Genomic DNA, 25,819 nt, shown 5'->3' on the forward strand with positions numbered 1-25,819 from the left:
AAGAAAAGCCGGCGCGAGGCCGGCTTTTCCCCGTGTCCGGGATGCTCAGAACGCCCAGCGCATCACCAGCTGGTAGCTGGGGCCGGCCTGTTCGGTCTCCAGCTCGTACTCGTCGTACTTGCGGCCGAGCTGGTCGTCCAGGTTGTCGAACTTGTGGAAGAACTCGTCCTTGGACGCATCCAGCAGGTTGGCCGCGCTCAGGCGCACGGACAGGTTCCGGCCGAAACGCTTCTCCACGAACATCTCCAGGTCGTCGCCGTACTTCACCGTCACTTCCTCGGCCAGGATGCGGCTGTAGGCATCGCCCTGGCTGCGGAAGGTGGCGCCGAAGCTGGCCGCCAGCGACGGGATGTCGTGGATGAAGCCGATGTTGTAGACGCTGCGCGCCTGGTCGTTGAAGCGACGTTCGCCACGGAAATCGCTGACCTTGCTGTCCAGCCAGGAGTAGTTGAGGAACAACCCGGTATTGGGCAGGCCCAGTGCGGTCAGCGGGGTGGACAGGTCGAATTCCACGCCACGGACCGTGCCGTCGCCGACGTTGGCCGAGGTGAACAGCCAGCTTTCCGGGGCGAAGGTGAAGTCCTTTTCGCTGGCACCCGGGTTCTTTGCCAGGAATTTCTTCAGGTCCTTGGCATAGCTGTCATGCGCGTCCTCGCTCCACTGCCCGGTGTTGACCAGTTCGATCAGGTCGCTGACGTCGCGGTAGAACAGGTTCACGCCGACCACGCCGTGCTTGCCGAGCCGGCGCTCGAAGCCCAGGTCGATGCCGTTGGCGGTTTCCGGCGACAGCCGCGGGTTGCCGACGTAGTCGTTGTCGCCGTACTCGCCGTCGAGCAGTGCGGGGATGAGTTCGTTGAAGTTCGGGCGCTTGACGGTACGGGCCAGCGACAGGTTGATGCGGGTCTGTTCGCTCACGTCCCACTTCAGGTGCAGCGACGGCAGCAGTTCGTTGTAGTCGCGACGGACCTGGCCGCCGGCATCGCCATCTTCGTGGTGGCGTACGTCCGAACGGGTGGTCTCGTAGCGCAGGCCGGTTTCCCAGGACAACGCGCCGGCATGGCCGGACAGCATCGCATACGGGTCGAGCCGGGTTTCCTCGATCAGCGAGCCGATGACGCCGTCCAGCGCATAGTCCACCGCGTCGCCTTCGCGCGCGGCCTCCCACGCGTAGCGGGTGTAGGACACATCGCGCTTCTTGCGCCGGTAATCGATGCCGAACTCCAGCTCGGCGGCGCCGAGCGGACGCACATGGGCGAGCTTGGCGCCGACTTCGGTATCGCGCGCGTCCACCGCTTCGGCCTCGGCCTCGGAGGCGTCCCAACTGCCGTTGAGGTATTCGTGCTTCTCCTCGCGCTCGGCGCTGCCGTCCTGGAAACGGGCGAAATCCAGGTCCAGCCGGGTGCTGCCGCCGGCCATGTCGAAGCGGTAACCGGCGCCGATGCCCCAGTTCTGCTGGTCCACCGGGTTCAGCCCCGGCACCCGCGACTCGATGACGTCGCCATCGTCGTACTCGACTTCGTGCGAGACCTCGGTGACGTCGCGGTCGGTCTTCACGAAGAAACCGTCCACGCTCAGCCGGCCGCTGTCGCCGATGTCGGCGCTGTAGGAGACGTTGGCCGAGTAGTCGCGGCCGTCCTTGACCTCGTTCTGGTCCTCCCAGCTGAGCAGCTCGCCGCGGCCGGGGTCGGTGTAACGGTCCGAGCGCTTGATCTTGCCGCGGTAGCGGTCCTGCACGTTGACGCCGGCCAGCAGGCGCCCGCCCAGCGCCTTGCCGCTGGTCACCGCGCCGAAGGTGGGGTTGAGCTCGCCGTCGAACCAGCGGTTGACGCCCACGCGCAGGTAGCTGCCGTCGAACTGGTAGGCGTCGCGCAGCACGATGTTGATGGTGCCGGCCATCGCATCGCCGCTGCGGTTGGCGCTGGCGCTGCGCAGGATCTCGATGTGGTCCACCATTTCGGCGGGGATGCGGTCCACCCAGAACGAGCGGTCGTCGCCGGCGCCGGGCACCTTCTTGCCGTTGATCAGCACCTGGGTATAGCCGGCGGCCATGCCGCGCATCATCGCGCCGTCGAACTCCATGATGTCCGAGCCGACGAAGGTCATGCCCGGCACGCGCTTGAGCATGTCGCCGACGGTATTGGGCTCGAAGCGCTGGAAGTACTCCAGGTCGTAGGACAGCACCGGCTCGATGTCGGCGGTGCGGTTGCGGTAGGCGATCTCGCCCTGGACCACGACGGTGTCCAGTTGCTTCGGTTCGCCGGTGCCGTCCGTGGCGCCATCCGGACTGGCCTGGGCGAACGTCGCGCCTGCCGGCAGCAGGGTGGCGCAGACGAGGGCGTGCGACAGGCGCAGGGCCAAGGTGTTGCGTTTCATCGGGTGGAAGGTCCGTGGGTTGAAAATGAACGGAACTTTCACCTCGCGGTATGGCAGCGGCGTGACAGCGATGCTGCATGATGACAGCCGCATGTCGCTTCTCCGCGCTGTCACATTGGGGTCATACGATGCGCGGCCACCCCTGCCGCATCGAGGATTCCATGACGTCGCGCCGCCCGCTCCGCCTGTTGCCGTTGTTGCTGCTGTTGCCGCTCGCGGCGTGTTCCGTCGCTCCGGTCGTGGCCGACCGCGAGCCGGACCAGTACGACGCCGACGATGTGTTGCTGCGCGACCACCCGGTGCCGCACGTGGTCGTGCGCGAGGCGTTCGTGACCGCGGCCACGCCGGAGGAGAACATCGATTCGCCGGCCAGCTGGCTGCAGGACGGCCGGCGCATGCTGGTGGCCACGGCCAAGGCCACCGATGCGCTGGTGGTGTACGACGGCGACACCGGCCGGCGCCTGCGCACGGTGGGCGGCCCGGGTACGGCACCGGGACGGCTGCAGCGCCCCAATGGCGTGGCGACCATCGACGACCGCTATCTGTTCGTGGTCGAGCGCGACAACCGGCGCGTGCAGATGTTCCGGTTGCCGGAGTTCACCCCGCTGCTGGTGTTCGGCGCGGCCGAACTGCAGCAGCCCTATGGCCTGTGGGTACGTGCCAGCGGCGACGGCTACGAGGTGCTGGTCAGCGATGCCTACATGGCCGGCGAGGATGCCAACGGCGACGACATCGTGCCGCCCCTGGACCAGTTGGACCGGCGCTTCCGTCGCTACCAGGTGGCGCGCGATGGCGATGGCTGGAGCGCACGCGCGGCCGGTGCCTTCGGCGATACCAGCGCGGCGGGCGCGATCCGCGTGCCCGAGTCGCTGTTCGGCGACCCGGCCCACGACCGCCTGCTGGTGGCCGAGGAAGACGTGCCCACCGGCACCCGCCTGCGCGAGTACGACCTGCAGGGGCGCTACCTGGGTCGCGATGTCGGCGCCGGGCAGTACCGGGCGCAGGCCGAGGGCATCGCGCTGATGGCCTGCGCCGATGGCAGCGGCTGGTGGGTGGCCAGCGACCAGTTCGCCGACCGCACCGTGTTCCACCTGTTCGAGCGCCGTGGGCTGGCGCACGTCGGCTCGTTCGCCGGCCAGGTCACCGGCCTGACCGACGGCGTGTGGCTGGACCCGCGCGGCGACGCGCGCTTCCCGCAGGGCGTGTTCTACGCCTCGCACCTGGACCAGGGCGTGGCCGCGTTCGACTGGCGCGACATCGCCAGCGCGCTGTCGCTGCCGGCGTGCGCGCAATGAGCGCGCGCCGCGACGCGCTGCGCCGGGGCGTACTGCTGCTGCTCGCGCTGGCAGGCGGCGCGCAGGCGAACACCGGGGTCGAGCCCAATACACGGGTGCCGGCGGCGGTGATGCACTACGCGCCCAGCGGCTTTCCCGACCGCATCGTGGCCTCGCCGCTGCAGGACGGCGCCGGCGGTTTCGCGGTGTCGTGGCGGACCGACGCGTCGGTCTCCGCGCCGATCCTGGAAATCGTCGTTGCCGGCGATTCCCCCGATATGGGCGCACCGCGGCGGCTGGCGGCCGCCAGCCGGGCACAGGCCACGGAAAATGGCCAGGCGCACCAGCACCATGTCCGCGTCGATGGCCTGCAGGCGGACACGCTTTACGCCTGGCGGGTGCAGGGCGACCGTACCTGGAGCGCCTGGCACCACACCCGGACCGCGCCTGCGCCGGGCCAGCCGTTGACCCTGCTGTATTTCGGCGATACCCAGAACAAGAACGTCAGCCTAACCACGCGGGTGGTGCGCGAGGCGATGCGGCATGCGCCGGATGCGCGCCTGGCGCTGTACGCGGGCGACCTGGTCAGCGGCGGCGACGGCGAGGACGACAACGAGTGGGGCGAGTGGTTCGAGGCGGCCGGTGCACTGCCGACCTCGATGGTGGTGGCGCCGGCGGCGGGCAACCACGAGTACCTCGAGGAGTTCGAGGACACGCCCCGGGAACGCCGGGTGCTCGGTGCGCACTGGCCGCTGGCCTTCGCCCTGCCGGGCAACGGCGCGCCGGGCGCGCAGGGCACCAGCTACTGGTTCGACTACCAGGACGCACGCGTGGTGGTGCTCGACGGCACCTCGGCGCTGGACCTGGGTACGGCGCAGGCGCAGGCGCGCTGGCTCGAGCAGGTGCTGGCCGGCAGCCCGGCCCGCTGGAACCTGGTGATGGTCCACCAGCCGATGTTCTCGCCGCGCCAGGATCGCGAGAACCGGTTGCTGCGCGAGCATGTGCTGCCGGTGCTGGAGCGGCACCGCGTCGATCTGGTGCTGCAGGGCCACGACCATGTCTATGGCCGCCGCGGCGGCCGGGTGGCCGGGCAGGCCACGCCGCAGTACCTGGTGTCGGTGGCCGGCGCCAAGCAGTACCGGCTGTCGACGCAGGCACGCGCCAGCATGGCGCCGGTGGCCGAGGACACGCAGTTGTTCCAGGTGCTGCGCATCGATGGGCAGCGCCTGCGCTACGAGGCGCGCACCGCCACCGGGCGCCTGTACGACGCGTTCGAGCTGGTGCGCGATGGCGACGGCAGGCAGTTGCACGAACGCAGCGAGGACCGCATCGGGCCGCGTGACTGCCCGCGCCCGCTCTCGCCCAAGGGCCGCGGCGACCGCTGCTGGGAGTAGATGGCGGGACCGGGGGAAGGCAGCGACGGCCGTCAAGCTTCCGCGCCTCGAGGGATGCCAGTGGAAGCACCGCCGCCTATACTCGCCGCGATCGCGTGCCGCCAGGCGCGCGCAACCGGCCTGTCGCCCGGGGACGTCGTCGGCACGCGCCGTCGAGGGGCGGCGGTCGCAGGCCGGCGTCGCGGGTGACGCCGGACAACCCCAGGGAGGAACGTCATGCGCGCAGGCAGGATAGGGATCGTGGCAGGGACAGCGCTGCTGCTGGCCGGGTTGGCGGGGAGCGCGCTGGCGCAGCCGCCGCTGGAGGAGGAGCAGGTGAACCCCTCCGAGGTGGTGTTCGAGAACGGCCGGCCATACGTGCATGCCGACGGCGCGCTGCAGGCGCTGCGCACGCGCCAGCAGGGCGGCCAGACCATTTACTACCGCATGGTGCGTTACGACCCACAGGAAGGCTATGTCACCGGCGCCGACACCGGCAGCGACGCGGTGGCCGCAGCCCCGGTGCAACCCTTCGCGGCGCCGCGGACGCCGATGCGCTACCACGGCGCGGGCCACTTGTTCCGCCCGGATTTCTACAACAGCCCCTACAACCGCGATGCCCGCCAGCGCTATTCCGGACCGGGCTACTTCGGCAGCTGCAGCCGCTACGACGGCTGCAAGGAAGTACAGGTGGTACCGCTGTGGCCGTACGGCCGCGGCTATTGAACCCGACGACGCAACCGCGGGCGACGGCGGCCACGGCCGCCATCACCGGCGCCGTGACCATCAGGCGCTGAGCGTCTCGAGCACCCGCAGTTCGGCGACCTCCAGGCCGCGCTGGCAGTAGCTGGGTTCGCGCTCGATCAGATGCTTGGCGTTGGGGCACTGCAGCAGCATGTAGTTGGCGTCCAGGTTGAGCTTTTCCACCAGGAAGTCGACGAAGGCGCGCACCTTGGGCGAGACCATGCCGCCGCCGGCGAACACCGCGCTGAAGTCGTAGTCCGGGCCGGTCCAGCCGGCCAGCACCCGGCGCAGCATGCCCGACTCGACGAACGGCTTGGCCATCACGTCGCTGCTGAGCATCAGCCCCTCGCCACCGACCAGCATCGAGTTCAGCGCGGCGGTGTCGTTGGCCACCATCAGCGGATTGACCGGGAACTCGCGCATCTGCCCGCCGTCTTCGGCCAGCGACCAGGCGAATCGGTTGTTCTGGCCCTGCTGGTGCTTGCGCAGCGCCAGCGTACGGTGATGCTGCAGTTCGTCCGGATGCCGCGGTTCGCCGTGGCGCTGGAGGTAGGCAGGGCTGGCGAATACCTGGGTACGCAGGCTGCCGAGCTTGCGCGCGATCAGGTTGGAGTCGGGCAGCGGGCCGACGCGCAGCGCCAGATCGGTCTCGCCGGAGATCAGGTCGAGCATCTCGTTGCCCAGGTGCATGTCCACGCGGATTTCCGGGTACTGCGCCTGGAACTGGCCGAGCAGGGGGGCTATCCAGTTGACGCCGACCGCGTACGGCACGGTGAAGCGCAGCCAGCCGCGCGGACCGGACTGCAGCTGGCTGACCGCGCTCTGCGCCTGTTCGAGCTCGCGGGCGATGCGCTGGCAGTGTTCGTAATAGACCGTGCCGGCTTCGGTCAGCCCCAGCCGGCGCGTGGTCCGGTGCAGCAGGCGCGCGCCGAGCCGTTCCTCCAGTTCCTGCACCTTGCGGCTGACCGTGGTCTTGGGGTGCCCGAGCAGGCGTGCGGCGGCGGTGAAGCTGCCCTGTTCGACCACCTTGACGAAGATCAGGGTGTCGTTGAGATCGTGGGCCATGGGAGACGGTTCCTGTGGCAGCGGGATTGTGCCGGCGACGGGACGATTATTCCCCTCAATCCGTACTAATCAAGTATGGATTAGGGGCGTAACTTGGCCGCCTCCGCACCGAACGGACCTGCAGCCATGCGCCTGCGCCACCTTCCCGCTTTCCTGCCGACGCGCCGTGCGCCGGCGTTTGCCGTCGCCGACCGCCGCTCCAGGCGGGACAACGGTTTGAATCCACTGCACTTCGCCGCGCTGCGCGCAATGCGTGAGGCGACGACCGTGGCCCCGCCGCGGCCGCTGCTGCGACGACTGGCCGTGCGCTTGGCGATGGCGTTTGTCCCGCCTGTGGGAGAAAAATTTCCGTGAGCGGGACAGTGAAAATGCCGGCGCCCACCTCCGGCCCGCGGGACAGCGCGGCGTTTGCGCGGAAGGCGCGCGCCATGCACGGATTCCCGTGCCGCCGTCCCCGGCTGCTGACAGTGGCTGTCAGCAGCCCCCGCGCACACTGCGCGACGCACCCGGCACCGGCCCGTTCCATGCCCACCCCGGCGCCCCTCTTTCCCCTGATGGATGCATGACATGAAAGGTATCTCCAACACTCCACGCCTCGCGCGACGCCTTGCCCTGGCCGGCATGTCGGCGCTGACCATCGCCGTCCTGGCCGCGTGCAGCGGTGGCCACGCGCAGGATGCCGCGGCACTGCCGGCACCGGAGGTCAGCGCCGCACCGGTGCTGGTCAGGCAGGTCAGCCAATGGGACGAGTTCAGTGGCCGCGTCGAGGCGGTGCAGAGCGTGGAACTGCGCCCGCGGGTGTCCGGCTACATCGACAAGGTCAACTACACCGAAGGCCAGGAAGTGAAGAAGGGCGAGGTGCTGTTCACCATCGATGCGCGCAGCTACCAGGCCGAGTACGACCGCGCCCGCGCCGAGCTGGCGCGCGCCCGGACCCAGGCCGCGCTGGCACGCAGCGAATCCGAACGCGCGCGCCGCCTGGCCGAGCAACAGGCCATCGCCGCGGAGACCGCCGAGCAGCGCCGCGCTGCCGCCGAGCAGGCCGGTGCCGCGGTGCAGGCGGCGCAGGCCGCGGTGGATGCGGCCCGCCTCAACCTGGAATTCACCCGGGTGCGCGCGCCGATCGATGGCCGCGCCGGCCGCGCCATGGTCACCGCCGGCAACCTGGTCACCGCCGGTGACAGCGCCAGCGTGCTGACCACCCTGGTGTCGCTGGATACCGTGCATGTGTACTTCGATGCCGACGAGGGTACTTTCCTGCGCTACGCAAGGATGGCGCGTGCCGGCGAGCGCCCCAGCGAGCGCGAGGCCGCGCTGCCGGTGAAGGTGGCGCTGAGCGGCGAGGAGGGCTTCCCGCACGAGGGCAAGGTCGACTTCCTGGACAACCAGGTCGCGCGCAGCACCGGCACCATCGGCGTGCGCGCGCTGCTGGACAACCGCGACCGCCAGTTCACCCCGGGCCTGTTCGCCCGCGTGCGGCTGCTCGGCAGCGGCGCGTTCGACGCCCTGCTGATCGACGACAGGGCGGTACTGACCGACCAGGACCGCAAGTACGTGTACGTGGTCGACAAGGACGGCAAGGCGCAGCGTCGCGATGTCCAGCTCGGGCGCAGCGCCGAGGGCCTGCGCATCGTCGAGGCCGGGCTGGCGCCGGGCGACCGGGTGATCGTCGACGGCGTGCAGAAGGTGTTCATGCCGGGCATGCCGGTGCAGGTGCGTGCGGTGGCGATGCAGCCTGCCACCGCGGTCGGCGCCGGCCGCGACGCCACCACCCTGAACTGACCCCCGTTTCAACCTGATGCCGGCCGCCAGCCGGGTGCCTGGCCTTCGCCCGGATGGGCGAGGGCAGGGTGGCTGCATGCCGGCGCCGGCCACTGCAAGGACTCAAGCAGATGGATTTTTCGCGTTTCTTCATTGACAGGCCGATCTTCGCGGCGGTGCTGTCGATCATGATCTTCGCCGCGGGCCTGATCGCGATCCCGATCCTTCCGGTCGGCGAGTACCCGGAAGTGGTGCCGCCGTCGGTGGTGGTGCGCACGGTGTACCCGGGCGCCAACCCCAAGGTCATCGCCGAGACCGTCGCCACCCCGCTGGAGGAGGCCATCAACGGCGTCGAGGGCATGATGTACCTCAAGTCGGTGGCCGGCTCCGACGGCGTGCTGCAGATGACCGTCACCTTCCGCCCGGGCACCGACCCGGACGCGGCCGCGGTGAAGGTGCAGAACCGGGTGGCGCAGGCGCAGGCGCGCCTGCCCGAGGACGTGCGCCGGCAGGGGGTGACCACGCAGAAGCAGTCGCCGACGTTCCTGATGGTGGTGCACCTGACCTCGCCGGGCGGCAAGTACGACACCCTGTACCTGCGCAACTACGCGCGCCTGCACGTCAAGGATGCGCTGGCGCGCATCCCCGGGGTCGGCGACGCGCAGATCTTCGGCGGCGGCGACTACGCCATGCGTGCCTGGCTCGACCCGGGCAAGGTGGCCGCGCGCGGCCTGACCGCCAGCGACGTGGTGCGCGCGATGCGTGAACAGAACGTGCAGGTCTCGGCCGGCCAGCTGGGGGCAGAACCCTTGCCCGACAGCCGCTTCCTGACCCTGATCAACGCCCAGGGCCGCTTGAAGAGCGAGCAGGAATTCGGCGACATCGTGCTCAAGAGCGGCACCGACGGCGAGATCGTGCGCCTGTCCGACGTCGCCCGGCTGGAACTGGGTGCCGGCGATTACACCCTGCGCTCGCAGCTGGACGGCAAGAACGCGGTGGGCATCGGCATCTTCCAGGCGCCCGGCGCCAATGCGCTGGAGATCCGCGACAAGGTCATCGCCACCATGGACGGCATGCAGAAGACCTTCCCCGCCGACGTCAAATACGAGGCGGTGTACGACACCACCATCTTCGTGCGCGATTCGATCAAGGCGGTGGTCTCCACGCTGCTGGAAGCCATCGCCCTGGTGGTGCTGGTGGTGATCCTGTTCCTGCAGACCTGGCGGGCTTCGATCATTCCGCTGATCGCGGTGCCGGTGTCGGTGGTCGGTACCTTCGCGGCGCTGTACCTGCTGGGCTTCTCGATCAATACGCTGAGCCTGTTCGGCCTGGTGCTGGCGATCGGCATCGTGGTCGACGACGCGATCGTGGTGGTGGAGAACGTCGAGCGCAACATCGAGGAAGGCCTGTCGCCCACGGCCGCCGCGCACCAGGCGATGAAGGAAGTGTCCGGGCCGATCATCGCCATCGCCCTGGTGCTGTGCGCGGTGTTCGTGCCGATGGCCTTCCTGTCCGGTGTCACCGGGCAGTTCTACAAGCAGTTCGCGGTCACCATCGCCATCTCCACGGTGATCTCGGCGATCAATTCGCTGACCCTGTCGCCGGCGCTGGCCGCGCGCCTGCTCAAGCCCCACGGTGCGCCCAAGGACGGTCCCAGCCGCCTGATCGAGCGCCTGTTCGGGTGGGTGTTCCGCCCGTTCAACCGGTTCTTCAGGTCCAGCTCGGAACGCTACGAGCGGGGCGTGGCCAGGATCCTCGGCCGTCGCGGCGCGGTGTTCGTGGTCTACGCGATCCTGCTGGCCGGTACCGGGGTGATCTTCAAGCTGGTGCCGCCGGGCTTCATCCCGACCCAGGACAAGCTGTACCTGATCGCCGGGGTGAAGCTGCCGGAAGGCGCGTCGATCGCGCGTACCGACGCCATGCTGCGCAAGGTGGCGAAGATCGCCCAGGAAACCGACGGCGTGGCCCACACCATCTCGTTCCCGGGCCTGAACGCGCTGCAGTTCACCAATACCCCCAACACCGGCGTGGCGTTCATCCCGCTCAAGCCGTTCAACGAGCGCAATGGCCGCAGTGCGGCGCAGATCAACGCCGAGATCAACCAGAAGATCGCCGGCCTGCAGGAAGGCTTCGCGTTTTCGATGATGCCGCCGCCGATCCTGGGGCTGGGCAACGGCAACGGCTACCAGTTGTTCATCGAGGACCGCGGCAACCTCGGCTACGGCGCGCTGCAGAACGCGGTGCAGGCGATGCAGGGCGCGGTGGCGCAGACCCCGGGCATGGCGTTCCCGATCACCAGCTACCAGGCCAACGTGCCGCAGCTGGACGCGGAGGTGGACCGGGTCAAGGCCAAGGCGCAGGGCGTGCAGCTCACCGAGCTGTTCGACACCCTGCAGACCTACCTGGGGTCGGCCTACGTCAACGACTTCAACCAGTTCGGCCGCACCTGGCAGGTGATCGCGCAGGCCGACGGCCCGTTCCGCGAAAACGTGGAGGACATCGCCCGGCTGCGCACCCGCAACGACCGCGGCGAGATGGTGCCGATCGGGTCGATGGTGACCCTGCGGGAAACCTATGGCCCGGACCCGGTGCTGCGCTTCAACGGCTACCCGGCCGCCGACCTGGCCGGCGAGGCCGATCCGCGCATGCTGTCCTCGGCCGAGGCGATGAACCGGCTGACCGCCATCGCCGCCAAGATGCTGCCGGTGGGCATGACCACCGAATGGACCGACCTGAGCTACCAGCAGGCCACCCAGGGCAAGGCCGCCTTCATCGTGTTCCCGGTGGCCATCCTGCTCGCGTTCCTGGTGCTGGCGGCGCTGTACGAGAGCTGGTCGCTGCCGCTGGCGGTGATCCTGATCGTGCCGATGACGCTGCTGTCGGCGCTGTTCGGGGTATGGCTGACCGGCGGCGACAACAACGTGTTCGTGCAGGTCGGGCTGGTGGTGTTGATGGGCCTGGCGTGCAAGAACGCGATCCTGATCGTCGAGTTCGCCCGCGAACTGGAGATGGGCGGCAAGGGCATCGTCGACGCCGCGCTGGAGGCCTGCCGCCTGCGCCTGCGCCCGATCGTGATGACCTCCATCGCCTTCATCGCCGGCACCGTGCCGCTGGTGTTGTCGCATGGTGCCGGCGCCGAAGTGCGCTCGGTCACCGGCATCACCGTGTTCGCCGGCATGCTGGGCGTGACCCTGTTCGGCCTGTTCCTGACCCCGGTGTTCTACGTCGCGCTGCGCACCTTAGTCACCCGTAACGGCGGCGGCCAGCTGGTGCAGCATGGCGAACCGACCCTGCATCACTGACCCTGCCTTCCGCCGTCGCCCGACACCCTCGGGCGACGGCACATCCAACCGAGACATGCATCCATGAATACCCAACAGAACAAGATCGCGCTGGTCACCGGCGCCACCCGTGGCATCGGCCTGGAAACGGTACGCCAGCTGGCCCGCGCCGGCGTGCATACGCTGCTCGCCGGCCGCAAGCGCGAAACGGCGCTGGTGCTGGCACTGGAACTGCAGGCCGAAGGACTGCCGGTGGAGGCACTGCAACTGGACGTCACCGATGCCGGCAGCATCGACGCGGCGGTGCGCGATGTCGGGCAGCGCCACGGCCGGCTCGACATCCTGGTCAACAACGCCGGCGTGCTGCTGGAGGATCCTTCGCTGCCGCCGTCGGCGCAGCCGCTCGACACCTGGCGGCGGACCTTCGACACCAACGTGCATGCGCTGGTGGCCGTCACCCAGGCGTTCCTGCCGCTGCTGCGGCGCTCGGCGGCCGGGCGCATCGTCAACGTGTCGAGCATCCTCGGCTCGCAGGCGCTGCATGCCGATCCGGCCTCGCCTATCTACGACTTCAAGGTACCGGCCTACAACGCGTCCAAGGCGGCCGTGAACAACTGGACCCTGTCGCTGGCCTACGAACTGCGCGCCACGCCGATCAAGGTCAATACCGTGCACCCGGGCTATGTGAGGACCGACATGAACGCGGGCGAGGGCGAGATCGACGTCGCCGACGGTGCGCGCTCCAGCGTGCAGATGGCGCTGCTCGACGCGGACGGGCCGAGCGGCAGCTTCACCCATCTCGGGCAGGTGCTGCCATGGTGAGGGCGGCACTGGCCGCGGCGCTGTCCGGCCTGCTGCTGGCCGGCTGCGCCAGCGTCGGCCCGGATTACCACGCCCCGGCGCAGCAGCCGGTGGTGCTGCACGGCGCCACCGCGCCGGTGTACAGCGCGCAGTCGCCGGTGGCCGGCTGGTGGGCGCAGTTCGATGATCCGGTGCTCGGCCAGCTGGTGCATGCGGGGTTGTCCGACAACCTCGACCTCACGCTGGCGCTGACGCGCGTACAGCAGGCGCGCGCGGTGTTCGTCGAGCGCCGGTTCGACCAGGCGCCGCACGTCACCGCGGCCGTCAGCCAGGAACGCTACCGGCAGCCGGACCCGGCACAGGACGGGGCGCGCGTGTCCGGCGAGCGCTACCAGCTCGGCTTCGATGCCGGCTGGGAACTGGACCTGTTCGGGCGCCAGCGGCGGGCCGCGGAGGCGGCGCGCGCCGACCTGGACGCGGAGTGGGCCAACCTGGTCGATGCGCAGGTGCTGGTGGCCGCCGAGGTCGCGCGCAACTACTTCGAGCTGCGCGGCACGCAGAAGCGCATCGCCGTGGCCGAGAAGACCCTGCTCAACCTGCGCGACACCCAGGCACTGACCGAGACCCGCTGGAAGCTGGGCGCGGGCAGCGAACTCGACGTGCAGAGCAGCCGTGCGCGGCTGAAGGCGATCGAGGCCGACATCCCGCTGCTGGAACTGGCGCTGGCGCAGTCGCGGAACCGGCTGGCGGTGCTGCTGGGACAGCGTCCGGGTTCGCTGGACGCGCTGCTGCAACCGCGCCCGATGCCGGCGTTCGCCAGGGCCCTGCCGCTGGGCGATACCAGCATGCTGCTGCAGCGACGCGCCGACGTACGCGCGGCCGAGCGCCGCCTGGCCGCGGCCACCGCGCGGGTCGGCGTGGCAACCGCCGACCTGTTCCCGCGGTTGTCGTTGACCGGCTTCGTCGGCTTCCTCGGCGGCGATGCCGGCAGTCTGGTCAACGGCGGCAACAAGGCCTGGTCGCTGGCGCCGTCGCTGAGCTGGAGCGCGTTCGACGTCGGCAGCGTGCACGCGCGGCTGCGCGCCAGCCGTGCCCAGGCCGACGGCGCGGCGACCGAGTACGAGAAGACGGTGCTGCTGGCGCTGGAGGATGCCGAGAATGCGCTGGCCCGCTATGCCAGGCAGCAGGCACGGCTGTCGATCGTCGCCGAACAGGCGCAGGCCGCGCGTCGCGCCGAGGCGCTGGCCCGGGTGCGCTACCGCGAGGGCTCGGAGGACTTCCTTGCGCTGCTCGATGCGCAGCGCAGCCAACTGGCGGCCGACGACGCGCTGGCTGCCGCCGAGGCCGGGGTCAACGTCAGCGTGGTCGCCGTCTACAAGGCGCTGGGCGGATGGGGTCAGGCATCGCCGTCGGCGCCGTCGGTGGCGGTGGTCGAGGTGCGGTGAGTGCGACGTTCGTGGCCTGGCCCGCAGGCCGGGACATGGAAACGAAGAGGCGGCCAGTGGCCGCCTCTTCAGTTTGCCGCTCGCGCAGCGGTGTGGATCAGGCCGCGTCGGCCTGCTCGCGGCGCGGGCCTTCGGCCAGGGCGCGGCCGACCATGTCCACCAGCAGGTCCAGCTCGGCCTCGTCCATGCCGAAATGCGGGGTGAAGCGCAGCGAATTCTCGCCGCCGTGGATCACGTTGACGCCGTGCATGCGCAGCCATTCCTCGGTGGAATTGGCGCCGTAGCACTTGAACTGCGGGGCCAGTTCGCAGGAGAACAGCAGGCCGGTGCCCTGGACCTTGGTGATCAGCCCGCCCAGCCGGGCCTTGAGCGCCTCGAGCTTGTGCACCGCCTGCTCGCCGCGTTCGCGGATGTTGCGGCGCACGTCCGGGGTCAGGCGGGCCAGGGTGGCGCAGGCCACGTCCAGCGCGCGCGGGTTGGTGGTCATGGTGTTGCCGTACACGCCCTTGCGGTACAGGTGCGCGGCGTGCTCGGTGACGGCCAGCACCGACAGCGGGAACTGGGCGCCGTTCAGGGCCTTGGAGTAGGTCTCCATGTCCGGCGGGTCCAGGGTCTCGTAGCCGGGGTAGTCGACGAAGGACAGGGTGCCGTGCGCGCGCAGCGCCGCCTGGATCGAGTCGATCAGCAGCAGGCTGCCGTGGGCGCGGGTCAGTTCGCGCGCCAGCTTGTAGAAGCTGACCGGAACCGCGCGGCCCGGGTCGCCTTCGCCCATCACCGGCTCCAGGAATACCGCCTCGATGAACCAGTTGTGGGCCTTGGCGTCGTCGAACACCTTGCGCAGCGCCGCCTCGTCGTACGGGGCGATGGCGATCACGCTGTCCTCGCCGCGGTAGCTGGCCAGGAAGCGGTCATAGGTCTTGCGGGTCGAATCCGAGTACAGCGCCGGACGGTCGGTGCGGCCATGGAAGCTGCCCTTGATGACCACCCGCTTGACCGTGGCGCCGGCGTGCGGTGCACCCGGGTCGGTCTGCAGCTTGGCGTTGATGTCGGCGATGCGCGCGGCCAGGCCGACCGCCTCGGAACCGGAGTTCAGGCACATGAAGTGCGAGAACGGGCAGCCGCCGCGGGTGTGGCCGATCTCCTTGCGCAGCGCCTGCACGAAGCGGCGCTGGGACAGGCTCGGGGTCATGATGTTGGCCATCACCTGCGGCTTGGCCGCGGCGGCCAGCACCTCGGCCGGGGTGTGGCCGAAACCGAGCATGCCGTAGCCGCCGGCGTCGTACAGCACCGCGCCCTTGAGCGAGACCACCCACGGGCCGCAGGCGGCCAGGGCGATGTACGGCACCACCGCGTCGTCGGCGTAGAAATTGACGAAACCGGCCTGCATCGCGGCGATCTGGTCCTTCTCGTCCAGGTCCAGCAGGTCGGCGGCCTCGTCCTTGATGCGGGCATATTCACTGGCGGCCGCGGCGATGGCGGCAACCAGGTCGGGATGGGCGGCGGCCAGGCGTTCGATGGCGGCATCGTCCAGCCCCGTTGTCAGGCGGGTGCCGGCGTGCGCGCGGAGCGCGGCGAGTGGGCCGAGTACGGTCATGCTCATCTCCAGAAAGGTCTTGTACAGTCATTATCTGGAGATTCTGGTCATATGGCAGCTGTCATTCCGTCGAAAATCGGGTTAATTTCGTCGGATCGACGAAACCGGCCCGCGATGTGAAGATTTCTCCCGCTGACGAACGCCTGCTGTCCGTGCTGCGCGAGGACGCGCGGGCTTCCACCGCGCAGATCGCGCGCCGGCTCGGGCTGTCGCGCACCACCGTGCAGAGCCGCATCGACCGGCTCGAACAGCAGGGGGTGATCGCCGGTTATACCGTGCGTACCCACGAGGACTACGAGCAGGGCCAGGTGCGTGCGCACGTGCTGATCACCGTGTCGCCGCGCAAGATGCCGGCCGTGGTCAAGGCGCTGCGCGAGATCGCCGAGGTCCGCAGCCTGCACTCGGTCAGCGGCGCCCATGACCTGGTGGCGATGGTGGTGGTCGGCGGGGTCGGCGAGATGGACGTGGTCACCGATGCCATCGGCGTGATCGACGGGGTCGAGCGCACCACCAGCGCCATCATCCTGTCGACCAAGTTCGAGCGCTGAACCGGCAACCGGGCAGGGGACGGGTACGCCGGTGCCGGTACAATGGCCGGCTCCCCCCGTCCGATGTCGCGGCCTTGAAGAAGTCCGATTTCCACTACGACCTGCCCGAGGAACTGATCGCCCAGGCGCCGCTGGCCGAGCGTTCCGCCAGCCGCCTGCTGGTGGTGCCGCCGGCACCGGCCGCCCTTGAAGACCGCCATGTCCGCGATCTGCCGGAACTGCTGCAGCCCGGCGACCTGCTGGTGTTCAACGATACCCGGGTGATCCCGGCGCGGCTGTTCGGGCACAAGGCCAGCGGTGGCCGGGTCGAGATCCTGATCGAGCGCCTGCTCGGCGGCCAGCAGGCGCGTGCCCAGGTCGGCGCCAGCAAGTCGCCCAAGCCCGGCAGCCGCATCCAGCTCGATGCCGGTGGCGAGGCCGAGGTGCTCGGCCGCGATGGCGAGTTCTACCTGCTGCGGTTCGATGTGCCCGAGTCACTGGAGTCCTGGCTGGTGCATGCGGGCCGGCTGCCGCTGCCGCCGTACATCCACCGCGAGCCCGGGGCCGACGACCGCGAGCGCTACCAGACGGTGTTCGCGCGCCAGGTGGGCGCGGTTGCGGCGCCGACCGCGGGCCTGCATTTCGACGAGGCGCTGCTGGAACGGCTGCGCGCGCGTGGCGTGGGCTTCGGCCACATCACCCTGCACGTGGGTGCGGGTACCTTCCAGCCGGTGCGGGTGGACGACCTGTCCCGGCACGTGATGCACCGCGAATGGCTCAATGTCGGCGCCGAGCTGGTGCAGCAGGTGCGGCGGACCCGTGCCGCCGGCGGCCGCGTGATCGGTGTCGGCACAACCGTGGTGCGGGCCCTGGAGAGTGCGATGCGCGAGGGCGAACTGCACCCGTTCGCCGGCGAGACGCAGATCTTCATCACCCCGGGCTACCGCATCCGCAGCGTCGATGCGATGGTCACCAATTTCCACCTGCCGGAAAGCACCCTGCTGATGATGATCTCGGCCTTCGCCGGCAAGCAGCGGGTGTTCGATGCCTACGCCCACGCCATCGCCGGCCGCTACCGGTTCTTCAGCTACGGCGACGCGATGCTGCTGTTCCCGCAGCCCGACGCCTGACCCCGCCTTTCCTGCGCCGTCGTCGCCGATCCGCGACAATGGACGGCAGACCGACCGAAGCACACCCATGTCCAGACTGCAGTTCACGCTCCAGGCCACCGACGGCAACGCGCGCCGCGGCCAGCTCTCGTTCCCGCGCGGCATCGTGCAGACCCCGGCGTTCATGCCGGTGGGCACCTACGGCTCGGTGAAGGGCGTGCTGCCCGAGCAGATCCGCGCGCTCGGTGCCGAGATCATCCTCGGCAACACCTTCCACCTGTACCTGCGCCCGGGCCTGGAGGTGATCGGCGACCATGGCGGCCTGCATGGCTTCTGCCGCTGGAACGGGCCGATCCTGACCGACTCGGGCGGCTTCCAGGTGTTCTCGCTGGCGCACCGCCGCAAGATCACCGAGCAGGGCGTCACCTTCGCCTCGCCGACCGATGGCGCCCGCGTGTTCCTGGGCCCGGAGGAGAGCATGAAGATCCAGAAGGTGCTCGATTCGGACGTCGTGATGATCTTCGACGAATGCACCCCGTACCCGGCCACCGAGGACGTGGCGCGACGCTCGATGGAACTGAGCCTGCGCTGGGCGCGGCGCTCGCGCGATGCCCATGACGCGCTGGGCAACGACGCGGCGCTGTTCGGCATCGTCCAGGGCGGCGTGCACACCGACCTGCGCAGCCGCTCGGCCGAGGGCCTGCAGCAGATCGGCTTCGACGGCTACGCCATCGGCGGGCTGGCGGTGGGCGAGCCCGAGCACGAGCGCAACGCCATGCTCGAGCACATGCACCCGATCCTGCCGGCCGACCGCCCGCGCTACCTGATGGGCGTGGGCCGCCCGGAGGACCTGGTCGAGGGCGTGGCCCGCGGCGTGGACATGTTCGACTGCGTGATGCCGACCCGCAACGCGCGCAACGGCCATTACTTCACCTCCACCGGCACGGTGCGCATCCGCAACGCCCGCTACGAGCGCGACATGGACACCATCGAGCCGGGCTGCGGCTGCCATGCCTGCAGCAGCGGCTACACGCGTGCCTACCTGCGCCACCTGGACCGCTGCAACGAGATGCTGGCGCCGATGCTGGGCACCCTGCACAACCTCTATTACTACGAGAAGCTGATGGCCGACATGCGCGCGGCCATCGAGGCGGGAACCTTCCTGGCCTTCCGCGAGTCCTTCTATGCGGCGCGCGGGGCGGTTGCGCCGGCGCTGTAGCGCCTTTCCCCGCCCAAGGGGCGAGCCGGCCGCCTGGCCGGCCTGCACGGCAAGGCCATCGGCAAGGGTGGGGCCGGTGGACGTGCACGCTGCGGCGCCCCACGGGCCGGGCGCTCCTGCCGCCGGGGAGGGAGTTGCTCGACGGTCGGCGGCGGCGCTGCCTTGCAATTGGACCGGCCCGCCTCTATGGCATACTTCCACGCTTGAATCCGTTCCGCGGCGCCGGCACCGGCAGGCACCGCCCGACAGTTAAGGACACACGATGAACCCGATGGCTATCCTGCTTCCCGTCGCCCAGGCCGCTCCGGCCGCTCCGGGCATGGGCACTTTCCTGCTGCCGATCGCCCTGATCGCGGTCATGTACTTCCTGATGATCCGCCCGCAGATGAAGCGCCAGAAGGAACACAAGGCGATGCTGGAGAAGATCTCCAAGGGCGACGAGGTGCTGACCAACGGCGGCATCGCCGGCGTGGTGACCGACATCGGCGACAACTTCATCACCGTCGAAGTGGCCGACAACGTCCGCATCCGCGTGCAGAAGGGCGCCATCGGCAACGTGCTGCCCAAGGGCACGCTGAAGTCCGCGGCCTGACCCCGAGTTTCCCTTCCGTCATGACGCGGCGCCGGGACCGGCGTCGCGCAGGAACCTGCAATGCTTGAATTTCCACGCTGGAAGTACTTCCTGATCCTGGTCGTCCTGGCGGTCAGCGCGCTGTACGCGCTGCCCAACGTGTACCAGAAGGACCCGTCCGTGCAGATCACCGCCAACCGCGGCGGGCAGATCGACGATGCCCTCAAGCAGCGCGTCAGCGCGGCGCTGGGCGAGGCCGGGGTCACGCCCAAGTCGGTGGAGAAGGAAGGCGAGAGCCTGATCGTCCGCCTCGGTTCGCTCGACGCCCAGACCCGCGCCAACGACGTGCTGCGCGAGAAGGCCGGCGAGAACTACACCGTGGCCCTGAACCTGGCTTCGACCGTGCCGGACTGGCTGGCCGGGCTCGGCGGCAAGCCGATGGTGCTGGGCCTGGACCTGGTCGGTGGCGTGCACTTCGCGCTGCAGGTGGACAAGAAGGCCGCCGTGGACAAGCGCTTCGACGCGTTCGCCGAGGACATCCGCACCACGCTGCGCGACAACCGGGTGGGTTACCGTTCGGTCGAGCGCCGCGGCGAGAACGACATCCAGGTGACGCTGGCCAATGCCGCCGACGCCGACAAGGCCCGTGCCGCGCTGGTCAAGGCGCAGCCGACCCTGACCTACTCGGGCAGCGGCGAGCGCATCACCGTGAGCGTGCCGCAGACCGAGATGCTGCAGATCGCCTCCGGCGCCATCGAGCAGAACCTGACCACCCTGCGCAACCGCGTCAACGAGCTGGGCGTGGCCGAGCCGATCATCCAGCGCCAGGGCGACGACCGCATCGTGGTCGAACTGCCGGGCGTGCAGGACACCGCCGAAGCCAAGCGCATGATCGGCGCGACCGCCACCCTGGAGTACCGCCTGGTGGTGGACGGCAACGCGCAGGACGCCATGACCAGCGGCCGCATCCCGCCGGAAGCGCGCCTGTACCGCGACCGTCGCGGCATGCCGGTGCTGCTGAACAAGCGCACCATCGTCACCGGCGACCAGATGGTCAAGGCCGAGGTGTCCACCGACCAGAACGGCCTGCCGGCGGTCGCGGTCACGCTCAACAGCGTCGGCGGCCAGCGCATGTTCGACGTCACCAGTGTCAACGTGAACAAGCCGATGGCCGTGGTCTACACCGAGCGCATCCCGCAGGTGACCACGGTCGACGGCAAGGAAGTGCGCAGCTTCCGGGTCAAGGAAGAAGTCATCTCCGTGGCCAACATCAACAGCCCGCTGGGCAAGAACTTCATCACCACCGGCCTGGAGAAGACCGAGGCCGACAACCTGGCCAAGCTGCTGCGCGCCGGTTCGCTGGCCGCGCCGATGGACTTCGTCGAGGAATACGTGATCGGCCCCAGCCTGGGTGCGGAGAACGTGGCCCGCGGCGTCAAGGCGGTGGTGTTCTCGTTCGTGTTCACCCTGGTGTTCTTCACCGTCTACTACCGCATGTTCGGCGCGATCACCTCGGTGGCGCTGCTGTTCAACCTGCTGATCGTGGTGGCGGTGATGTCGCTGTTCGGCGCGACCATGACCCTGCCGGGCTTCGCCGGCCTGGCGCTGTCGGTCGGCCTGTCGGTGGACGCCAACGTGCTGATCAACGAGCGAATCCGCGAGGAGCTGCGGCTGGGCATGCCGGGCAAGGCCGCCATCGCCGCCGGTTACGAGAAGGCCTCGGGCACCATCCTCGACGCCAACCTCACCGGCCTGATCGTGGGCGTGGCGCTGTATGCGTTCGGTACCGGCCCGCTGAAGGGCTTCGCGCTGACCATGATCATCGGCATCTTCGCCTCGATGTTCACCGCGATAACCGTGTCGCGCGCGCTGGCGGTGCTGATCTACGGCCGTCGCAACAAGCTCCAGTCCGTGGCGATCTGACGCGAATCCCTTCGCGAAAGCCCGTGCATGCGTGCGCGGGTTTTTAAAGGAAAATCCCTGCATGAAACTATTTCCGCTCCACATCGTCCCGAACGACACCAACATCGACTTCATGCGCCATCGCAAGCCGGTGCTTGCGTTGATGGTGGCGCTGCTGCTGGTGTCGCTGGCCATCATCGGTTTCAAGGGCTTCAACTACGCGCTGGAGTTCACCGGCGGCACCGTGGTGCGCACCCACTTCGAGAAGAGCGTCGATGTCGAAGCGGTGCGCGAACGCCTGGCCACGGCCGGCTTCGAGAACGCCCAGGTGCAGAGCGTGGGCGGCGGCAACGACCTGATGATCCGCCTGCCGCCCGAAGGCGAGCACAACAACGCCGCCGATGCCGCGCAGAAGGTCGCCGAGAAGGTGGGTGCCGCGATCAGCACGGCCGACAACGTGGCCACCACGCAGCCGGGCGAGTTCGTCGGCCCGCAGGTCGGCAAGGACCTGGTCATGAACGGCATCTACGCGACGCTGTTCATGGTGATCGGCTTCCTGATCTACATCGCCGCGCGCTTCGAGTGGAAGTTCGCGATGGTGGCCAGCCTGACCGCGTTCTTCGACCTGATCCTGACCGTGGCCTACATGTCGCTGCTGGGCCGCGAGTTCGACCTGACCGTGCTGGCCGGCATGCTGTCGGTGATGGGTTTCGCGATCAACGACATCATCGTGGTGTTCGACCGCGTGCGCGAGAACTTCCGCAGCCTGCGCGTGGAACCGCTGGAGGTGCTGAACCGCTCGATCAACCAGACGCTGTCGCGTACGGTGATCACCGCGGTGCTGTTCTTCCTGTCGGCGCTGGCGCTGTACCTGTACGGCGGCGAGTCGATGGAAGGCCTGGCCGAAACCCACATGGTGGGCGCGGTGATCGTGGTGGTGTCGTCGATCATCGTGGCCGTCCCGCTGCTGAGCATCGGGCCGTTCAAGGTCTCCAAGCAGGACCTGCTGCCCAAGGCCAAGGACGTCGAGGAACTGGCGCGCCGCCCGTAAGTCCGGCCGCGCCTGTTCGGGAAAAGAGCCGCGCACCGCGCGGCTCTTTTCTTTTGCGCCATCGGTGCCGCGGCCCTGCCGCCGCCGCCGTTCCATGCGGTGGCGTCGGTTGTTTTCACTGCGGGCGCACACTACGATCCTCGCGGTTCGGCGCCTGCCCGGCGTGTGCCGCGGCGCTGTTTTCCCGCATCCAACCGAGGTTTCCATGGTCATCAAACCGCGTGTGCGCGGCTTCATCTGCGTCACCACCCATCCGGCCGGCTGCGACGCGGCGGTCAAGGAACAGATCGACTACATCAAGGCGCAGCCCAGGCTCGCCCACGGCCCGAAGAAGGTGCTGGTGATCGGCGCTTCCACCGGCTACGGCCTGGCCGCGCGCATCAAGGCCGCCTTCGGCAGCGACGCCGCCACGCTGGGCGTGTTCTTCGAGCGCCCGGGCAGCGAGAGCAAGCCGGGCACGGCCGGCTGGTACAACTCGGCCGCATTCGAGAAGTACGCCCACCAGGCCGGCCTGTACGCGCGCAGCGTCAACGGCGATGCGTTCTCCGACGAGGTCAAGGCCAAGGTGATCGAGATCATCAAGGCCGACCTGGGCCAGGTGGACCAGGTGGTCTACAGCCTGGCGTCGCCGCGCCGCAAGCACCCGAAGACCGGCGAGGTCATCAGCTCCACGCTCAAGCCGATCGGCGAGCCGATCACCCTGCGCGGGCTGGATACCGACAAGGAAGTGCTGACCGAGACCACCCTGCAGCCGGCCAGCGCCGAGGAAATCGCCGGCACCGTGCAGGTGATGGGTGGCGAGGACTGGCAGATGTGGATCGATGCGCTGCTGGAAGCCGGCGTGCTGGCGCCGGGCGCGACCACCACCGCGTTCACCTATGTCGGCGAGGAAATCACCCAGGCGATCTACTGGAACGGCTCCATCGGCGCCGCCAAGAAGGACCTGGACGCCAAGGTCAAGGACATCCGCGCCAGCCTGCAGGGCATCGGCGGCGATGCACGCGTGTCGGTGCTCAAGGCGGTGGTCACCCAGGCCAGCTCGGCGATCCCGACCATGCCGCTGTACCTGTCGCTGCTGTTCAAGGTGATGAAGGAAGAGGGCACCCACGAAGGCTGCATCGAGCAGCTCGATACCCTGTACGACATCCTCTACAACGGTCCGCAGGGCGGCGCCAATGCGGCCGACCATATCCGTCCCGCGCTGGTCGACGGCAAGGGGCGCAGCATCGCCCTGGTCGACGACGAAGGCCGCCTGCGCGCCGACTACAAGGAGATGGCGCCGGAGGTGCAGGGCAGGGTGGTCGCGCTGTGGCCGCAGGTCAGCAACGAGAACCTGTACGAGATCAGCGACCTGGCCGGTTACAAGGCCGATTTCCTGCGCCTGTTCGGCTTCGGCATCGACGGCGTGGATTACGACGCCGACGTCAACCCGGACGTGAAGATCGAGAACCTGGTCGATCTGACCTGATATGCGCAAAGGCCGGCGTCCACGCCGGCCTTTGCGTCTGTAGCGGGCGTGCCCCCGCGCGCCACTCGATGCCGGGTATGCGCGCCCGGCCTGGCGTCAGCCGAAATCGAAGTTCATCTCGGGGCCGGCCGCGCCGACGAAATCGCCCTGCACGTAATCCACCCCGGAACTGAACAACAGGCTCATCGTCGCCGCATCCGAGACGAACTCGGCGATGGTGCGGATGTCCTGCGACTGCGCGCGGGCGGTGATTTCCTGGATCTTGGGCAACTGCTCGCGGGCCAGCGCCGGGTCGGCGGTGAAGCTGCTGTCCAGCTTGAGGAAGCCCGGGTGGAAGTGGGCCAGCAACTGGAACGAATCCAGACCGGAACCGAACTGCTCCAGCCCGACCTTGCAGCCCAGCGCCGCGACCGCGGCCAGGAACTGCTGGGCGTTGCGCAGGTGGGTGAACACCTTGGCCTCGGGAACCTGCAGCCACAACTGGTCGCCGGACACGCCCTCGGCCTGCAGGCCGTCGCGGATCACCGCCAGCAGCTGCGGATCGGAGAACGATTCGGGCGTGATCCGCACCATCATGTGGGTGCGATGGCCGGCACGGCGGCGTTCGCCCAGCGCCTGGATCGCATGCCCGACCACCCAGCGGTTGATCGGCGCCAGCAGGCCCTGGTCCTCGGCGATCGGCAGGAAGGTCGAGGGCCCGACCATCTCGTTGTTGTTGCGCAGCTGCAGCGAGGTGTCGTACAGCTGGATCGCCTCGCCCATGAGGTTGATGACCGGGCGGAAGCGCAGCTGGAAGCCGTCGCCTTCCAGCGCGCCGCGCATCAGCTCCACCCAGCGCTGGATGCGCTCTTCCTCGACGCGGTCGGCGGCGCCCGGGTCGAAGACCTTGACCGTGTTGCCGCCGAGCTCGGTCGCGGTGCGGATGCAGTCGCTGGCGCGCGCCAGCACCTGGCCGACGCTGGCGATCTTCTCGCCGACCTGCACGCCGCCGATGCTGACGGTGACCGTCGCCGAGCGCGCGCCGATGCTGAACACGTGCGAGGCGAAGGCGCCGCGCACGCGCTCGGCCAGCCCCATGGTGTGCGCGTAATCGCCCTGGGCGAGGATCGCGAAGCTGTGCTCGCCGAAGCGGGCGACCGACAGGCCGTCGCCGAGCGTGGCGGCAAGGTGCTGGCCCAGCGCGGCGACCAGCGCGTCGGCCGAGTCCAGGCCGATGTCGGGCAGCAGCCGCGCGTAGTGATCCGGCTCCACCAGCAGGAAGCCGTACTGGCCATCGCTGCGGCTGACCTGGGCCACGGCGTTTTCCAGGTGCACCATGAAGGTGGGGCGGTTGAGCAGGCCGGTGACCTGGTCGCGCTGGCGCAGCTCCTCGACCTCGCGCGCCAGCTCGGGATCGAATTCCTCGCGGCGGCGGAACACCACCTGGAAGCAGGATTCGCCCTCGTAGGTGGCGGCGGTGAACTCCATCGTCGCCGGGAAGCTGTCGCCGTCCTGGTTGCGCGCGTGCACTTCGTACTGCGGTGGCGGCGGCTCGCCCTTGCCCAGCGCCTTGAGCAGCTGCTTGAAATCCTCCACGTGCTGCGGCGCGACCATGTCCAGCAGCGAGATGCCTTCCACGTCCTCGAACGTGTCGTAGCCAAACATCTCCAGGTAGGCCTCGTTGGCGCGGATGTGCATGCCTTCGTGGATGTAGGCGATCGGGTCGCGCGAAGAGGCGATCAGCGCGTCGCAGCGGCGCTCGGTCTCGCGCATCTGCGCCTCGATCCGGCGCAGGCCGCGGCGCGCCTGCAGGTCGGTCCATTCGTTGCGCACGACCGCCAGCAGGTGCTCGGGGCGATGGCGCAGGGCAATGGCGCGGATGCCATTGGCGCCCGATTCCACCAGCATCCGTTCGTCGACCTGGTCGGCCAGCCCGATCATCGGGATGTCCTTGCCGCTGGCGGCGATCTGCTGGCTGAGCAGCAGCTGCGGAATCACCTGCGAGGGCGCGCACAGCACCAGGTCGATGCTCTGGCTGGACAGGATCTCCACCAGTTCCGCCGGCGCCTGCGGCCGGAATGGACGGACGGCGATGCCGCTGTTGCGCAAGGTGCTGACGATCGCCTCGGCGTTCTCGGCGCTGTCGTCGACGATCAGCAGGCGCAGGGTTGATTCTTTGCCGTTCTGCATTCGGGACTCCCCTCTGACCGGGTTTAATACAACATGGCCGCGGTGCCGTCCATGCGTTGATCGCTTGGCTGTGACGCGGTTCCTGCGCCGGC

19 protein-coding genes are annotated in these 25,819 nt (G+C 69.0%); 15 read left to right on the forward strand and 4 right to left on the reverse strand.

Features of this window, described 5'->3' with window-relative positions; translation table 11 throughout:
- Positions 1-45: 45 nt before the first annotated feature.
- The gene (locus ABB33_RS10335) at positions 46-2,373 is read right to left on the reverse strand and encodes a TonB-dependent receptor plug domain-containing protein (RefSeq protein WP_056932042.1); all 2,328 of its coding nucleotides are present in this window, start codon (positions 2,371-2,373) and stop codon (positions 46-48) included.
- A 161-nt stretch (positions 2,374-2,534) separates the two neighbouring features.
- Between ABB33_RS10335 and ABB33_RS10340 the strand changes: the two genes are divergently transcribed.
- The 3 genes from ABB33_RS10340 to ABB33_RS10350 all read left to right on the forward strand — a co-directional run bounded on the left by ABB33_RS10340 (position 2,535) and on the right by ABB33_RS10350 (position 5,746).
- The gene (locus tag ABB33_RS10340) at positions 2,535-3,668 is read left to right on the forward strand and encodes an NHL repeat-containing protein (RefSeq protein ID WP_056932073.1); all 1,134 of its coding nucleotides are present in this window, start codon (positions 2,535-2,537) and stop codon (positions 3,666-3,668) included.
- Positions 3,665-5,041: a purple acid phosphatase family protein gene (locus ABB33_RS10345; RefSeq protein ID WP_056932043.1), complete on the forward strand. Its 1,377-nt coding sequence runs from the start codon at positions 3,665-3,667 to the stop codon at positions 5,039-5,041. Before ABB33_RS10340 ends, ABB33_RS10345 begins: the two co-directional genes overlap by 4 nt.
- Positions 5,042-5,281: 240 nt before the next feature.
- Entirely contained in the window at positions 5,282-5,746 is a 465-nt protein-coding gene (locus ABB33_RS10350; RefSeq protein ID WP_380610348.1) for a hypothetical protein, read from the forward strand.
- Positions 5,747-5,806: 60 nt separating this feature from the next.
- On the opposite strand, the gene ABB33_RS10355 is transcribed toward ABB33_RS10350, so the two are convergent.
- A complete protein-coding gene (locus ABB33_RS10355; RefSeq protein WP_056932045.1) occupies positions 5,807-6,829 on the reverse strand; it encodes a LysR family transcriptional regulator in 1,023 nt (340 codons plus the stop codon).
- A 126-nt stretch (positions 6,830-6,955) separates the two neighbouring features.
- Between ABB33_RS10355 and ABB33_RS18595 the strand changes: the two genes are divergently transcribed.
- The 5 genes from ABB33_RS18595 (at position 6,956) to ABB33_RS10375 (ending at position 14,117) form a co-directional block, all read left to right on the forward strand.
- Positions 6,956-7,183, forward strand: a complete 228-nt coding sequence (locus tag ABB33_RS18595) for a hypothetical protein (RefSeq protein ID WP_152985040.1) — start codon at positions 6,956-6,958, stop codon at positions 7,181-7,183.
- Between the two features lie 213 nt (positions 7,184-7,396).
- The gene (locus ABB33_RS10360; protein ID WP_056932046.1) at positions 7,397-8,611 is read left to right on the forward strand and encodes an efflux RND transporter periplasmic adaptor subunit; all 1,215 of its coding nucleotides are present in this window, start codon (positions 7,397-7,399) and stop codon (positions 8,609-8,611) included.
- A gap of 110 nt (positions 8,612-8,721) precedes the next feature.
- On the forward strand, positions 8,722-11,892 hold the full coding sequence (locus tag ABB33_RS10365) for an efflux RND transporter permease subunit (protein WP_056932047.1): 3,171 nt from the start codon (positions 8,722-8,724) through the stop codon (positions 11,890-11,892).
- A 63-nt stretch (positions 11,893-11,955) separates the two neighbouring features.
- Complete coding sequence (locus ABB33_RS10370) at positions 11,956-12,693, forward strand: SDR family oxidoreductase (protein ID WP_054665262.1); 738 nt, start codon at positions 11,956-11,958, stop codon at positions 12,691-12,693.
- Positions 12,687-14,117, forward strand: coding sequence for an efflux transporter outer membrane subunit (locus ABB33_RS10375; protein ID WP_056932048.1), 1,431 nt, complete (start codon positions 12,687-12,689; stop codon positions 14,115-14,117). Before ABB33_RS10370 ends, ABB33_RS10375 begins: the two co-directional genes overlap by 7 nt.
- A gap of 97 nt (positions 14,118-14,214) precedes the next feature.
- On the opposite strand, the gene ABB33_RS10380 is transcribed toward ABB33_RS10375, so the two are convergent.
- A complete protein-coding gene (locus ABB33_RS10380; protein ID WP_056932074.1) occupies positions 14,215-15,711 on the reverse strand; it encodes an aminotransferase class III-fold pyridoxal phosphate-dependent enzyme in 1,497 nt (498 codons plus the stop codon).
- Positions 15,712-15,827: 116 nt separating this feature from the next.
- Between ABB33_RS10380 and ABB33_RS10385 the strand changes: the two genes are divergently transcribed.
- The 7 genes from ABB33_RS10385 (at position 15,828) to fabV (ending at position 23,558) form a co-directional block, all read left to right on the forward strand.
- On the forward strand, positions 15,828-16,259 hold the full coding sequence (locus tag ABB33_RS10385) for an Lrp/AsnC family transcriptional regulator (RefSeq protein WP_054665268.1): 432 nt from the start codon (positions 15,828-15,830) through the stop codon (positions 16,257-16,259).
- 74 nt (positions 16,260-16,333) lie between these two features.
- Entirely contained in the window at positions 16,334-17,368 is a 1,035-nt protein-coding gene (queA, locus tag ABB33_RS10390; RefSeq protein WP_056932049.1) for a tRNA preQ1(34) S-adenosylmethionine ribosyltransferase-isomerase QueA, read from the forward strand.
- 67 nt (positions 17,369-17,435) lie between these two features.
- Positions 17,436-18,566: a tRNA guanosine(34) transglycosylase Tgt gene (gene tgt, locus ABB33_RS10395; protein WP_056932050.1), complete on the forward strand. Its 1,131-nt coding sequence runs from the start codon at positions 17,436-17,438 to the stop codon at positions 18,564-18,566.
- Between the two features lie 262 nt (positions 18,567-18,828).
- Positions 18,829-19,158 (forward strand): preprotein translocase subunit YajC, encoded by a 330-nt coding sequence (gene yajC, locus ABB33_RS10400; protein WP_054665275.1) that lies wholly within the window; start codon positions 18,829-18,831, stop codon positions 19,156-19,158.
- Between the two features lie 60 nt (positions 19,159-19,218).
- Positions 19,219-21,060 (forward strand): protein translocase subunit SecD, encoded by a 1,842-nt coding sequence (gene secD, locus ABB33_RS10405; RefSeq protein WP_056932051.1) that lies wholly within the window; start codon positions 19,219-19,221, stop codon positions 21,058-21,060.
- Positions 21,061-21,121: 61 nt separating this feature from the next.
- Complete coding sequence (gene secF, locus ABB33_RS10410) at positions 21,122-22,090, forward strand: protein translocase subunit SecF (protein ID WP_056932052.1); 969 nt, start codon at positions 21,122-21,124, stop codon at positions 22,088-22,090.
- Positions 22,091-22,295: 205 nt separating this feature from the next.
- Positions 22,296-23,558 carry an enoyl-ACP reductase FabV gene (gene fabV, locus ABB33_RS10415; RefSeq protein ID WP_054665281.1) on the forward strand — a complete coding sequence of 421 codons (1,263 nt, stop codon included), beginning with the start codon at positions 22,296-22,298 and terminating at the stop codon, positions 23,556-23,558.
- A 96-nt stretch (positions 23,559-23,654) separates the two neighbouring features.
- Here fabV and ABB33_RS10420 read toward each other — a convergent pair whose 3' ends face one another.
- Positions 23,655-25,727 (reverse strand): EAL domain-containing response regulator, encoded by a 2,073-nt coding sequence (locus tag ABB33_RS10420; RefSeq protein ID WP_056932053.1) that lies wholly within the window; start codon positions 25,725-25,727, stop codon positions 23,655-23,657.
- Between the last annotated feature and the right edge of the window lie 92 nt (positions 25,728-25,819).

This window comes from Stenotrophomonas acidaminiphila, from assembly GCF_001431595.1.
Classification (GTDB): domain Bacteria; phylum Pseudomonadota; class Gammaproteobacteria; order Xanthomonadales; family Xanthomonadaceae; genus Stenotrophomonas; species Stenotrophomonas acidaminiphila.